The sequence below is a fragment of the Bordetella avium genome, assembly GCF_034424645.1.
GTDB classification, from domain to species: domain Bacteria; phylum Pseudomonadota; class Gammaproteobacteria; order Burkholderiales; family Burkholderiaceae_B; genus Bordetella; species Bordetella avium.
In genome coordinates this window covers 2052742-2066255 of record NZ_CP139969.1, presented here as the reverse complement: position 1 = coordinate 2066255, position 13514 = coordinate 2052742, and the positions used below count along the sequence as shown (strand labels likewise).

Below are 13514 nucleotides of genomic sequence, written 5' to 3'. Positions count from 1 at the left end.
TGTAGCCAATAATGCCGCCTTCGGCGCCGAACGCCAATTCGAATTCCGTGACACGGATTTTGCCCGCGTGCGCAGCATGATCCATGCGCGCGCCGGAATCTCTCTGGGCGCGCACAAGCGCGAAATGGCATACAGCCGCCTTGCGCGGCGTTTGCGCGCGTTGGGCGCGCACGATTTCACGGCCTATTTGGATGACCTGGAGCGAGACGCCAGCGCGCCCGAGTGGGAAGATTTCGTCAATGCCTTGACGACCAATCTAACGGCGTTTTTCCGTGAGGCCCACCATTTCCCTATCTTGGCTGAGTTCGCCCGCGGTCGGCCAGGTCCGGTGTCGGTATGGTGTTGTGCCGCCTCGACGGGCGAAGAGCCATATTCCATCGCTATTACGCTGGCCGAGGCCTTGGGCAGCAAGGCGGGCAATAGCCGCGTGTACGCCACCGACATCGACACCAATTGCTTGAATCGGGCCAGCAGCGCGATTTACGCCTGGGAGCGGGTGGCCAAGATAAGCGAAGAGCGGCTGCGGCGCTACTTTCTGCGAGGAAAGGGGAGCCATGAAGGGCAGGTGAAAGTGCGTCCCGAGCTAAGCGCCATGGTTGAGTTCGCCTCCTTGAATCTGCTGGCCTCGTCTTGGCCCATTCAGGAGAAATTCGACGCGATCTTTTGCCGCAACGTCATGATTTATTTCGATAAGCCGACGCAGGCAAAAATCCTGCGGCGTTTTGCGCCTTTGCTCAAGCCCGGTGGCTTGCTCTTCGCCGGTCATTCTGAGAATTTCACTTATATCAGCCAGGATTTCCGTCTGCGCGGCCAGACGGTATATGAATGCGCGGCCTGATAGGCAACGGTCCGTCATGAAAAAGATAAGAGTACTCTGCGTGGATGATTCGGCTCTGGTGCGCGGCCTGATGACAGAGATCATCAACAGCCACCCCGATATGGAGGTGGTGGCCACCGCGCCAGACCCCTTGGTCGCGCGCGAACTGATCAAGCAGCACAACCCCGATGTGCTGACGCTGGATGTGGAAATGCCGCGCATGGACGGTCTGGATTTCCTCGAAAAGCTGATGCGTCTGCGCCCTATGCCGGTCGTTATGGTGTCGTCGCTGACAGAGCGCGGTGGTGAAATCACCATGCGGGCGCTGGAGTTGGGTGCAATCGACTTCGTGACCAAGCCGCGTCTGGGTATCCGTGATGGTCTGCTGGACTATTCCGAACTGATTGCAGACAAGATACGCGCCGCGTCGCGAGCCCGTCTGCGCGGGCCGGCTCCGGTGGCTGCCGCTGCGCTGCCCGCCCGTTTGCGCAGCCCCTTGAACAGTTCGGAAAAACTGGTCATTCTGGGCGCCTCCACGGGCGGAACCGAAGCCATCCGCGAGGTATTGCTGCCCTTGCCGCCGGATAGCCCGGCCATCTTGATCACACAGCATATGCCCGCCGGTTTCACACGTTCGTTCGCGCAGCGCCTGGATACCCTGTGCGCCGTGACCGTGCGAGAGGCCACCCACGGCGAACGGGTATTGCCTGGCCATGTCTATCTGGCGCCGGGCGGAGAGCAGCATATGAAGCTGGGCCGCAGCGGCGCGAACTATGTCATCGAGTTGGAAGCCGGCGAGCCAGTCAATCGTCACCGCCCTTCGGTGGATGTCTTGTTCCACTCCGCCGCGCAGGCCGCGGGCCGAAATGCGATCGGCGTCTTGCTGACCGGAATGGGCAAGGACGGCGCGGCAGGTTTGCTGGCCATGAAACGCGCAGGCGCTTACACCCTAGCGCAGGACGAGGCCTCCTGTGTGGTGTTCGGCATGCCGCGCGAGGCAATTCTTCTTGGTGCGGCCGACGAGGTCGTACCCTTGCCGGCGATGAGTGAGCGGATTCTCATGCGCGCGGGTGACCGCGGACATCGCGTCTGAAGCACGCGCGATCGCAGCAAAAAAACGATCCTATTGGAGTTGAAATGGTAGATAAGGGAATAAAAATTCTGGTCGTGGACGATTTCCCCACGATGCGCCGCATTATCCGCAACCTGCTCAAGGAGCTGGGTTTCGAGAATGTGGATGAAGCGGAAGATGGCGCCATCGGGCTGGAGAAGCTGCGTAACGGCGGTTTCCAGTTCGTGGTTTCGGACTGGAATATGCCCAATCTCGATGGCCTGGAAATGCTCAAGCAGATCCGTGCCGATGCTGCCTTGGCTTCTTTGCCCGTGCTTATGGTGACGGCCGAAGCCAAGAAAGAAAATATCGTTGCCGCCGCTCAGGCTGGCGCTAGCGGCTACGTGGTTAAGCCTTTCACAGCGGCAACGCTGGAAGAAAAGCTCAACAAAATCTTCGAGAAACTTGCCGGCTGAGGTGTTTCATGACCGAGACGACAGGCTTGCAACAAGAACCTGACCTGATCCATCGGATTGCTTCGCTGACTCGCATGCTGCGCGACAGCATGCGGGAACTGGGCTTGGATCAAGCGATCAAGGATGCCGCCGAGGCCATCCCCGACGCCCGCGACCGTTTGCGCTACGTGGCGCAGATGACCGAGCAAGCGGCCAACCGCGTGTTGACGGCCACCGAGGCGGCGGGTCCGGCACAGGATGCGATGGCCCGTTCTGCCAAGGCGCTCGACGCCCGCTGGCAGCAATGGTTCGATCAGCCGCTGGAAATGCCGCAGGCGCGTGAACTCGTCCAGGACACCCGCGCGTTCCTGGCCGATGTGCCGGAGCGTGCCCAGTTTACGCAAAGCAAGCTGATGGAAATCGTTATGGCGCAGGATTTCCAGGATCTGACGGGCCAGGTCATCATGCGCATGATGGACGTAGTGGGCGCGATCGAGCGCGAACTGTTGCAGGTACTGCTCGACAGCGTGCCGCAAGAGCGTCGCGACGAAGCGCAAAGCTTATTGAACGGTCCCCAGATCAACCCCCAGGGCAAGACCGATGTCGTCACCAGTCAGGACCAGGTGGACGATTTGCTGGCCAGTCTCGGCTTTTGAGGCAGGCCGAGCGCGGCTGTTGAGCGGACCCCGTGGGTCCGGCAGGCGGAGGAATAGGGCGGTTTTCGCCCCGTTTCTTGCGTGATCGCGCGGCCTGCCATCCCCCTAGAATTTCGCCGGACAATCTGCAAATGCGCGGCTAGCCTCTGCGCACACTATGGCCGACGATAGCGATCTCGAAAAGACAGAAGCCGCCTCACCCCGGCGCCTGGAAAAGGCGCGCGAGGAGGGGCAAATCGCGCGTTCGCGCGAGCTGACGACTTTTTTGATGCTGGCCGCTGGTGTCGGCGGTTTGTGGCTGGTCGGCCCCTCGCTGTATCGCGGCCTGTCTGGCGTGATGCGCGACGGCATGGGTTTCGATCCGCGCATCACTCACGATACGACGGCGATGGTCAATCAGGCCGTGATCGGTTTTGGCCAGGCTATCTGGGCCATCTTGCCGGTTTTCGGCATTCTTGTTGTCGCGGCTCTGCTGGGTAGCGTCATGCTCGGCGGCCTGGTGTTTTCGGGCAAGCCGCTGGAGTTCAAGGCCTCGAAGCTCAACCCGCTGTCGGGGCTGAAACGGATTTTTTCCTCGCAGACCCTGGTCGAGTTGATCAAGGCTAGCGCCAAGGCTTTGCTGGTGGGTGGGGTGGCGGGCTGGGTGATTTGGCGCTACCACGACGAGATGTTGGGCCTAATGCATGTGCCGCCACCGGCCGCCTTGGCGTCCGCGTTGAAGCTCGTCGTGCTGTGCTGCGCCTTTATTGTCAGTTCATTGATGTTGGTGGTGCTGATCGATGTCCCCTGGCAGATCTGGTCCCATTTGAAAAAGCTGCGCATGTCTAAAGAGGATGTGCGTCAGGAACACAAGGAAAGCGAGGGCGACCCGCATATCAAGGCGCGTATCCGCCAGCAGCAGCGCGCGGCGGCGCGCCGCCGCATGATGTCGCAGGTGCCCCGCGCCGACGTGGTGGTCACCAACCCTACGCATTATGCCGTGGCGTTGAGCTACGACGAAAGCGGCGGTGGCGCACCCACGGTAATCGCCAAGGGTACTGGGTTGGTGGCGGCTCGGATACGCGAGCTGGCCGCGGAACATCGCATTCCCACATTGGAGGCGCCGCCCCTGGCGCGCGCATTGCATCAACACGTTGAGCTGGGACATGAAATCCCGGCCGCGCTCTATACCGCAGTAGCGGAAGTATTGGCGTGGGTTTTCCAGTTGCGCAGTTGGCGCTCAGGCTGGGGCGCGGAGCCGATGGCTCCGACGGCTCTGCCCGTGCCTACCGAGCTGGACCCAGCGCCACAAGGAGTCTAAGGAATGGGCGGCCTGCTCACGCTCTTGAAAAACAACGGCGCGAATAATGCGCGCATGCTCGCCGGCCCGGTGCTGATTGTGCTCGTGCTGGGCATGATGGTGCTGCCGCTGCCCACCTTCCTGCTGGACTTGCTGTTCACGTTCAACATCGCCTTATCCATCATGATTCTGCTGGTGGCGATGTTCACGCGCAAACCGCTGGACTTCGCCGCTTTTCCTTCCGTGCTGCTGTTCGCCACACTGTTGCGCCTGTCGCTCAATGTGGCTTCTACCCGTGTGGTGTTACTCAATGGCCACTTGGGGCCGGATGCTGCCGGCAAGGTAATCGAAGCCTTCGGGCATTTCCTGGTGGGCGGCAACTTCGCGGTCGGCATCATCATTTTTGTCATTCTGACCATCATCAACTTCATCGTTATCACCAAGGGCGCCGGTCGGATCGCCGAAGTGGGCGCGCGTTTCACGCTGGACGCCATGCCCGGCAAGCAGATGGCGATCGATGCCGACCTGAATGCGGGCCTGATCGGCGAAGATGAGGCGCGTCGGCGCCGCGCCGAGGTGGCTCAGGAGTCAGATTTTTATGGTTCCATGGATGGCGCAAGCAAGTTCGTGCGCGGCGATGCGGTGGCTGGCTTGCTCATCATGGTGATCAATGTGCTGGGCGGTCTGGTCGTCGGTGTGGCGCAGCACGATATGTCCATGGCCGAATCCGCACGCGTATACACGCTGCTGACTATCGGTGACGGCCTGGTCGCGCAGATTCCGGCGCTGGTGATTTCGACCGCCGCCGGCGTGGTGGTGTCGCGTGTGGCGACCGATCAGGACGTTGGCCAGCAGATCATGGGCCAACTGTTCTCCAATCCGCACGTGATGTATTTGACGGCGATCATCATCGGCGTGATGGGTCTCATCCCCAATATGCCGCATCTGGCCTTTCTGACGCTGGCAGCCATGCTGGCCGGCCTCGGTTACAGCTTGACCAAACGCGAAGCGGCGCGCAAGTTGCAGCAGGTGGAAGCGCAACCGGAGGCCATGGCTCAGGCACAGGCCGCGGCGGCCGAGGCCACTTGGGATGATGTCACGATGGTCGATCAACTGGGATTGGAGGTGGGTTACCGCCTCATTCCGCTGGTGGACCATGCTCAGAACGGAGAGCTGCTGCATCGTATCCGCAGCTTGCGTAAAAAGTTTGCCCAGGACGTGGGTTTTCTGCCGCCGGTGGTGCATATCCGCGACAATCTCGAACTCAAGCCGAATGATTACCGCATTCTGTTGTCTGGCGTGGAAATCGGCCGTGGCGCCGCCATGCCCGGCCAGTGGCTGGCTATTGATCCGGGTGGCGTATCCGCGCCTGTCAAGGGCACGCCCACGACAGATCCGGCCTTTGGTCTGCCCGCGGTATGGATCGACAACGCTCAGCGGGATCAAGCCCAGGTGTCAGGCTATACCGTGGTGGACGCCAGTACCGTCGTCGCCACCCATCTGAATCACCTCATGCACCGCCACGGCTCCAATCTGCTGGGCCGCCAAGAGGTTCAGCAATTGCTTGATCGTCTGGGCCGCGATTCGCCCAAACTCGTCGAAGACCTTGTGCCCAAGACCGTTTCGCTCACCACGTTGCAGAAGGTATTGCAGGGTCTGCTTTCCGAAGAAGTGCCTATCCGCGATATGCGCACGATTATCGACACCGTAGCCGAGCATGCGCCCCGCCTTGCCGCGCAGGCCGGCAATGTGGGCGGTCAGCCTGATGTGTCCGAACTCATTGCGTTGACGCGCCGTTCTTTGGGTCGCGCCATCACGCAGCAATGGTTCCCAGGCGATGGCGAGCTGCGCGTGATCGGTTTGGATGCCAAGCTGGAACGTGTGTTGTCACAGGCGATGGCGACAAGTGGCGGTCTGGAGCCCGGTTTGGCTGAAACCCTGTTGCATGAGACCCAGGCTGCGGTGATGCGCCAGGAAGGACAGGGCAACGCGCCCGTGTTGTTGGTGTCGCCGCCTTTGCGCGCGCCCTTGTCGCGATTCCTGCGGCATCATCTGCCGCAACTGGGTGTGCTGTCCAACGCCGAAATTCCGGATGAGCGCGTTGTCCGCGTGACGGCGCTGATCGGGGGAGGTAAAGAGTGAAGATTCATCGCTTTATCGGGGCCAGCACTCGGGATGTGATGCGCCAGGTGCGCGAATTGTTGGGTGAGGACGCCTTGATTGTGTCCAACCGCAGCACGGTGGAGGGCATTGAGGTATTGGCGGCGTTGGAAAGCGATGTCGATACGGCTGCGGCTTCCGCGCCCGCCGCGGGCACCGAAGCGATCGCGCCGCGTCCCGCTGCGCCGGTGGCGCCTGCGGTCAGCACCCGGCCCGATAGCTATCTTGCCACGCGATCGAGTGCGGCTTACGGGGCGGCGATGTCGGCTACCGATGATATGCCCAAAGGGGCGCCGCCGCTGGCTTCGTCATCCGCCGTTCCGGCGGCATCGCGGCCTGTCGTCCCGCCGCAGCCCTCCATGGCGCAGATGCCCGACGCGCCTATGCGCGGTGGGGTGTTTCCGCCCAGCGACACGCCCAGTGTTCAGGCTGCTATCGAGGCCTTGCGCGGCGCGCTCGAGAGCCGCATGGACGGTTTGCTTTGGGGCGCAGGCAAACCCACTCGCGAGCCCGTTAACGCCAGTCTGTTCCGATCGCTGCTCGAGGCGGGCTTCAGCATGCCTCTGGTGCGCGCGCTGCTTGAACGGCTGCCGCCCGAGATCGATGCGGCGCGAGCCCGCGACTGGGCGCGTAACGAAGTCCTGACGCATTTGCCGGTGCTGCGTGACGAAAATGCCTTTCTGGCGGCGGGCGGTGTGTTGGCGCTGCTGGGCCCGACCGGGGTAGGCAAGACGACGACGCTGGCCAAGCTGGCTGCACGCTGTGTGGCCCGTGAGGGCCGCGATCAAGTGGCCATGCTGACGACCGACAACTTCCGGATCGGCGCGCTGGAGCAGTTGCAGATCTATGGTCGCCTGATGGGCGTGCCGGCGCGCTCGGTGCGTGACGCAGCCGAGCTGCGGGACGCCTTGGCCGAGCTGGGCAGCCGCAAAATCATCCTGATCGATACGACAGGTATCAGCCAGCGCGACCGCAATGTGGCCGAACAGGCTGCACTGCTGTGTGGCGGTGGGCGGCAGGTGCGCCGTCTCTTGGTGCTCAATGCCGCCAGCCAGGGCGACACCCTGGACGAGGTGGCACACGCTTATCGTCATGGTGTGGGCGAGGACGTGGTAGGTTGCATCATTACCAAGCTGGATGAGGCGACGCGTCTGGGACCGGCGCTGGATACAGCGATTCGCCATCGTCTGCCCATCCATTACATTTCCAATGGTCAGAAGGTGCCCGAAAATCTGGTGCCTGCCCAGGCTCAGCCTCTGGTTGACCACGCTTTGGCCTGCCTTGATCATGCGCGCGCCCTGTATGCGCCGAGCGAAGCCGATCTGGCGGCATTATGGCAAAACGGGGGTAAAGATCCCGAGCGCCAGCGCCGTCTGTTGGCGACAGCCATGCACCCTGCCGGCAATGAGGCCGGCGTGGCCGAAGCCCTGGACTGGCTGGGCAGCGATCCAGCCTGCAAGCAGGGGCGGGTTTTGTGGCGTGCCATTTCGCGCGCGCCGGCGGCCGAGGCTGCGAGGGCGCAGGCTGTCGCCATGTTGCGCCGCGAGTTTCCTGCGCAGTGCAGCCGTTATCTCTTGGCGGTGCATGGCAAGAGCGCGCTCAAAGGTGAGGGCTTGCCGGGCGGTGTACTCCACGCCACTCTGATGATGAGTGATCGCGGTACGGCCTTGGCCGCACCTGCCCAGCACCTGATGTTGCCGCACGGTGATCTGAGTACGCTGGGCCCGGTTTCGGGGCAGGCGCCCCTGCCGGCTGAAGCCATGCTGGCGCGTGCGGCTTGGTTGCGCGAGGAGTTAGGGGTGCTGCCGCAGGTACAGGTGTTTGAGATGGGCGCCGCCGGTCTGGCGCAGGCGTTCTCGGAGACCGAGGCCTTATGGTTGGCTCGATGCGCTGGCAGCCAGCGTGTGCGGCACGATGACTGCCCGACGATTCTCAGCGCTGTCGCTCGCAATCTCGGTTACGTGCCGGCGGGGCAATTGCCGGGCGGCGATGCGCTGTGGGCCTGCGGCACGGAGCTTAATCTGGCCGCCAAGGGGCATGAGGCGCGGACATTGCGCATGATAGGCGCTCGTGTGATCGATGCGCAAAGCGGCGAAGTGCGGGCTCAGTACTTCGGGCTGACCAATCTCACAGCTGCTCAGGCGGATGCGGCGACGGTCGCATCCTGGCTTGCCCTGCATGAGCGCTCCAAGACAGTATTCCGTTATATGGCCCATGCTTGGGCTGCCTTGCCTGCGCCGCATGGCGTTGAAGCGATGCGGGCGCAGGCCCTGTTGGCGGGGCAGCTTGCCGCTGCCTGCTGGCAACTGAGCCATGCGGAGCAAGCGCGCGCGTCCCTTGCGGGTCTGATCGGTCCGGCCGAACGCAATATGCCCAGCCGGCTGTTGCCGGTGGCTTTGCTAAAGATGTTTGCCTTGCTGGAAATGGCGGAGTAGGGCGGTCAGCGGTAGTGGGCCGCCGCCCCGCGGCGCGGCGAGATCAGCTTGCGACAATCGCCCGGCTGCCGCCGCCCAGACGGCGGCCGCGCCCGGTGGCGTCGTAGGTTGCGGCGCCGCCCAGGCGGCGCAGCGCTTCGATTGTCTGTGTGGTGTAGCGCAAATTGACTTCCAGCAGCACGGCATTGTGCTGATTGGCTTCGCGCGCCTGGCTCGCATGGTTTTGCAGCGTTTGCCACGAATCGGCCAGCTCGGGGAACTGTTCAACGGCGGTTTGCGTGCCGGCGTGGCCGGCCTCCAAGCCCAGGCCGGCAAGCACCTGGTCGCGTTCCTGGCTGGCGGCCACTAGCTGATCAGCGAGGGCCTCTTTACGTTCGGCTGCTTCTTTCAGGCTTTGTACGGCCTTGCGATCCAGCAAAGCCTCGCTCTCTGCCTGCAAAGCGCTGATGAATTGCAGAATGAGCGCGGTTTCCGTCTCGATGCAGGTTCTCAGCGCGGCGGCAGCGTCGCTCACTTGGTCAGCTCCTTGGCGCTGGCGATCAGGCTGTCGGCGATGCGGGAGGGGTCGATGCGCAACTGGCCGGCGGCGATCGCGGCTCGGATGGCGGCGACGCGCTCGACGTCGATATCGCTACCGCCCTCTTGCAAGGCCAACAGTTGGCGGGAAGCGCCGCTCAGCGCAACCTGCGAGCTGCTCGCATTGCCATTGCCCGAGCCGTAGGCCTGGGCCAGGGCGTTGTCGGGGCGCTGCGCAGTGTTTGCGGCAACCGGACGGGCGAGGGTGGTATTGATCTTCAAGATATTCTCCGCTCGGCGAGCGATGGGCTGGGATTTCGGAGCCTGCGCTGCCTTGTCATGCACAGGTAACGGCCGCAGGTCGGCAAACTTTAGGGGCCGTCGCAGGTTTTTAGATTTGTAACATATTTACAACTGTAGCTCCACCTGTCCACCCGGCTGAAGCACGCCGCTTACCACCTGCCCCGACTGGGTGCGCACCTGTATGGTCGCGCCCGGCGCTCCATCCTCCAGAGCCTGTCCTTCACTGCTGACGACAAAACCATTGCCCCGCGCGATGATGCGCACGTTCTGGCCGCGACTGATCGAGGCAGCGTCGCGCAAGGCAGAGCCCCGGATCGGCTGACCGATATTGATTCGATGGCGCGCCTGCATGCCGACAATGCTGCGGGCATCCGTCATGGCCCCAGGGGGCAGATTCATCAGATCGCCTTCGCGGCTGTCGAGATCTTCACTAGTAATGGCTTGCCCGGCAGGAATCTGGCGGCTGGCGACATAGTAGATGCCGGGCACGTTGAGGTTGGCCTGTACATAGACAGTCCAGTTCTGGGGCGCGCTACAGCGCACGCCGACGATGACCCTGGGGCGCAGACGCGCCGCGGCCGGCATGAACGGCACCAGCGCATCACAGGCGGGCAGGCGATCATTCTTGACCGGGTCCATCGTGATAGTGGCCTGACTGGACAGCGGGGCTACCTGGGCTCTCAGAAAATCTTCAGCCGCCCGCGAAATGTGTTCCGGGGTTTCCGTGGCCTGGGCGCGCGCCGCCCCAGCGGGCAGACCGAAGAGGGTGCACAGCAGCAGGGCGAGAGTGTGGACAAAGCGCATGGTGTGCAGATTGTAGAAACTGCGCTCCTTCTGCCAATACGGGAATTGCATTGGAAATAGCGGTTTGTTTCCCTGATTGTCTTGCCGTCACCCCCCCTAAGATGCCGTCATGCTCAAAGGTCTAACCGTTTCTTCGGTGCGACCTGAACCCACTCTGAAGGCGCGACCCATGCTAGACCGGCTCAATGAGGATTTCCGCTTCTTCCAGCAAGCAATTTCGTTGCGTGCGCAACGTCAGGAAGTGCTGTCATCCAACATCGCCAATGCCGATACGCCTAACTACAAGGCGAGGGATTTCGATTTCAAGACCGCGATGCAGAATGCGCTCGACGGGCGCATGCAACTGCCCGATACACAGTTGCACCTGACTTCGGCGCGTCATATCCCGGCCAAAGCCGTCAGCAGCGGACCGGCCGAGCTGCAATATCGCCTGCCTTATCAAGCCAGCCTGGACGGCAATACGGTCGATATGGATATCGAGCGCGTGCAGTTTGCCGACAACACGCTGCATTACCAAAGCAGCTTGCAGATGCTGTCTGGCCGTATCCGCACGCTGCAATCTGCGATCTCAGAATAAACAACAAGGACCTCCGGCCCATGTCTTTGCTCAGCATTTTTGAAATATCCGGTTCGGCGTTGGCGGCGCAGTCGCAGCGCCTGAATGTGGCGGCCAGCAATCTGGCCAACGCCGATAGCGTCGCCGGCCCGGATGGTCAGCCCTATCGCGCCCGTCAGGTGGTTTTCCAGATGAATCCCGCCCTGGGTCAAGCTGCAGGCCAGGAAATCGGTGGCGTCAAAGTGGCTGCAGTGGTGGAGGATGCTTCGCCGTTGAAGATGGTCTTTGACCCCAAGAACCCGATGGCTGATGCCCAGGGTTATGTGGCGATGCCCAATGTGGACCCGGTGGCCGAGACGGTGAATATGATTGCGGCCTCACGCTCCTATCAGGCCAACATCGAAGTCCTGAACACGGCCAAGCAACTGATGCAGCGCACTCTTACCATCGGCCAGAGCTGATCGAAAATACGATGACTACCGTCAACGGCACCAGTAATGCCAAGACCCCTGAAGTGGGCAATGCTTCGGCCAATGCGGCCAAAAGCATACAGGACCAGTTTCTCAAGCTGCTGGTGACGCAGCTGAAGAATCAAGACCCCCTGAATCCGATGCAAAACGCCGAGTTGACCTCTCAGCTGGCGCAGATCTCGACGGTCGAAGGGATCACCAATTTGAATAAGACCTTGCTGTCCATCAGCGGCCAGATCGACGTTTCGCAGTCCATGAACGCCGCCGCCTTGATTGGTAAAGCGGTGCTGGTGCCGGGTGACAAGGTTTCCTTGGGCACTGACGTCAATGACCCGACCCATAGGGTCGCTACGCCGGTGGGTTACGACGTGCCCTCAGACGCGGCCAAGCTCACGCTCAAGATCATGGACGCAGCGGGCAATGTGTTGCGTACGGTGGAGGTGCAGGACGTCAAGACGGGCGTGTACACCTACGACTGGGATGGCAACACCGATGACGGTGCCCCGGTCAAGGATGGCGCCTATGTGGCGAAGGTCACCGCTTATGACGCGGACAACAAGGAAGTCAAAGCCGAGATTTTGAGCTACGGCCTGGTCAAGGGCGTGGACTACACCACCGACGGCGTGCGTCTGGATCTGGGCATTACCGGCGGCAAGGTCAGCCTGCTGGATATTCGCAAGATATTGAATGGTTGATGCGCCACGGCGCGCCTTTAAATGAAACTGGCGCACGCCTGCGGCGGCGCTTCCCTAACCTGGATTGATGGGATAAAGACATGGGCTTCGGACAAGGACTAAGCGGCCTGCAGGCCGCTTCGCAGAACCTGGACGTCATCGGTAACAACATCGCCAACTCGGGCACGATCGGCTTTAAATCCGGTTCGACCTCGTTTGCAGACGTGTACGCCAACTCGCGCGTGGGTCTGGGTGTGAAGGTCGCCGCCGTGAACCAGCGTTTCACCGCCGGCACGGTATCGGGCACCGGCGGCGAATACGACATCGCCATTGACGGCGCGAAAGGATTCTTCCGGGTAACGGATGCCAGTGACAATATTGTCTATACGCGCAGCGGCGAGTTCGGCATCGACAAGAATTTCTTTATCACCAATGCAATGGGCTATCGCCTGACCGGCTATCCGGTGGGCGGCATAGGCACCAATCTCGTGCCGCTCCAAGTGCCGCAGGCCAATATCGCGCCTCAGGAAACGAACGCCGCAAGCATTCAGACCAATTTGAACGCCAATGCGAAGATTGTGCCGGCCGCGCCGGCCTTCGACCCCGCGAACCAGGACACCTATACCGATCTGGTGCCCACGACGATTTATGACTCGCTGGGTAACTCGCACCAAATGGTGCAGTATTTTGTCAAGCGCGCACCCGTCAACGGCGAGAGCGTGTACGACATCTATTACACCGTCGATGGCAAGCCCGCGACGGTGGACGGCGGCCAGCCCAGTTCTAGGCTGACCTTCAACAGCGCTGGCGTGCTGACCGGAGGCCAGCCCAATCGTGATATCGAGATCACGGGTCTGGGAAGCACCACATCGCCCGCTCGTGACATCACCGTCCGGATGAACTATCAGAACGTTACTCATTTCGGTAGCGACTTCGGCCCCAAGGTGACGGCCAATGGCTATTCCAGTGGCGAGTTCTCCGGTATTTCCATTGAGAAGAACGGCACCATTATGGCCAAGTACACCAATGGTGAATCGCAGGCCGTGGGCACCATCGCTTTGGCGAATTTCAATAATGTGGGCGGACTCAAGCCGGTGGGCGACAGCTCCTGGGTCGAGACCGGCGAATCGGGCCAGGCCATCATGGGCCAGCCGGGGACGAATGGTCTGGCCACGCTGTTCGGCCAGGCGCTGGAGCAGTCCAACGTTGGAATGAGCCAGGAGTTGGTCAACATGATCGTCGCCCAGCGTACCTATCAGGCCAATGCCCAGACTATCAAGACCCAGGATGAAGTCCTGCAGGTTTTGATCAATATGCGTTGATGCAGGCTGAAGCGTA

14 protein-coding genes are annotated in these 13514 nt (G+C 61.7%); 11 read left to right on the top strand and 3 right to left on the bottom strand.

Annotated elements, in window-relative coordinates:
* Positions 1-76 precede the first annotated feature (76 nt).
* From U0029_RS09675 to flhF, 7 genes are all read left to right on the top strand, one after another.
* On the top strand, positions 77-838 hold the full coding sequence (locus U0029_RS09675) for a CheR family methyltransferase (RefSeq protein ID WP_231838732.1): 762 nt from the start codon (positions 77-79) through the stop codon (positions 836-838).
* Between the two features lie 16 nt (positions 839-854).
* Positions 855-1910 carry a protein-glutamate methylesterase/protein-glutamine glutaminase gene (locus U0029_RS09670; RefSeq protein WP_114852863.1) on the top strand — a complete coding sequence of 352 codons (1056 nt, stop codon included), beginning with the start codon at positions 855-857 and terminating at the stop codon, positions 1908-1910.
* A 44-nt stretch (positions 1911-1954) separates the two neighbouring features.
* Entirely contained in the window at positions 1955-2344 is a 390-nt protein-coding gene (gene cheY / locus U0029_RS09665; protein WP_012417349.1) for a chemotaxis response regulator CheY, read from the top strand.
* Positions 2345-2352: 8 nt separating this feature from the next.
* Positions 2353-2979 carry a protein phosphatase CheZ gene (gene cheZ / locus U0029_RS09660; protein ID WP_012417350.1) on the top strand — a complete coding sequence of 209 codons (627 nt, stop codon included), beginning with the start codon at positions 2353-2355 and terminating at the stop codon, positions 2977-2979.
* A 157-nt stretch (positions 2980-3136) separates the two neighbouring features.
* Positions 3137-4279 (top strand): flagellar biosynthesis protein FlhB, encoded by a 1143-nt coding sequence (flhB, locus tag U0029_RS09655; protein ID WP_012417351.1) that lies wholly within the window; start codon positions 3137-3139, stop codon positions 4277-4279.
* 3 nt (positions 4280-4282) lie between these two features.
* Complete coding sequence (flhA, locus tag U0029_RS09650) at positions 4283-6400, top strand: flagellar biosynthesis protein FlhA (RefSeq protein ID WP_012417352.1); 2118 nt, start codon at positions 4283-4285, stop codon at positions 6398-6400.
* On the top strand, positions 6397-8853 hold the full coding sequence (gene flhF / locus U0029_RS09645) for a flagellar biosynthesis protein FlhF (RefSeq protein WP_114852862.1): 2457 nt from the start codon (positions 6397-6399) through the stop codon (positions 8851-8853). Before flhA ends, flhF begins: the two co-directional genes overlap by 4 nt.
* Positions 8854-8896: 43 nt before the next feature.
* On the opposite strand, the gene U0029_RS09640 is transcribed toward flhF, so the two are convergent.
* From U0029_RS09640 to flgA, 3 genes are all read right to left on the bottom strand, one after another.
* Entirely contained in the window at positions 8897-9367 is a 471-nt protein-coding gene (locus U0029_RS09640) for a flagella synthesis protein FlgN (protein ID WP_039052126.1), read from the bottom strand.
* On the bottom strand, positions 9364-9651 hold the full coding sequence (flgM, locus tag U0029_RS09635; RefSeq protein ID WP_012417355.1) for a flagellar biosynthesis anti-sigma factor FlgM: 288 nt from the start codon (positions 9649-9651) through the stop codon (positions 9364-9366). The genes U0029_RS09640 and flgM overlap by 4 nt, the downstream gene beginning before the upstream one ends.
* 126 nt (positions 9652-9777) lie before the next feature.
* On the bottom strand, positions 9778-10527 hold the full coding sequence (flgA, locus tag U0029_RS09630; protein ID WP_114852861.1) for a flagellar basal body P-ring formation chaperone FlgA: 750 nt from the start codon (positions 10525-10527) through the stop codon (positions 9778-9780).
* Between the two features lie 118 nt (positions 10528-10645).
* On the opposite strand from flgA, the gene flgB reads away from it, so the two are divergent.
* The 4 genes from flgB to flgE all read left to right on the top strand — a co-directional run bounded on the left by flgB (position 10646) and on the right by flgE (position 13498).
* Positions 10646-11053 (top strand): flagellar basal body rod protein FlgB, encoded by a 408-nt coding sequence (gene flgB, locus U0029_RS09625; protein ID WP_012417357.1) that lies wholly within the window; start codon positions 10646-10648, stop codon positions 11051-11053.
* 20 nt (positions 11054-11073) lie between these two features.
* Positions 11074-11493 (top strand): flagellar basal body rod protein FlgC, encoded by a 420-nt coding sequence (gene flgC / locus U0029_RS09620; RefSeq protein ID WP_012417358.1) that lies wholly within the window; start codon positions 11074-11076, stop codon positions 11491-11493.
* Between the two features lie 11 nt (positions 11494-11504).
* Positions 11505-12197, top strand: coding sequence for a flagellar hook assembly protein FlgD (locus U0029_RS09615; RefSeq protein WP_012417359.1), 693 nt, complete (start codon positions 11505-11507; stop codon positions 12195-12197).
* Positions 12198-12277: 80 nt separating this feature from the next.
* Positions 12278-13498, top strand: coding sequence for a flagellar hook protein FlgE (gene flgE / locus U0029_RS09610; protein WP_114852860.1), 1221 nt, complete (start codon positions 12278-12280; stop codon positions 13496-13498).
* Positions 13499-13514 lie beyond the last annotated feature (16 nt).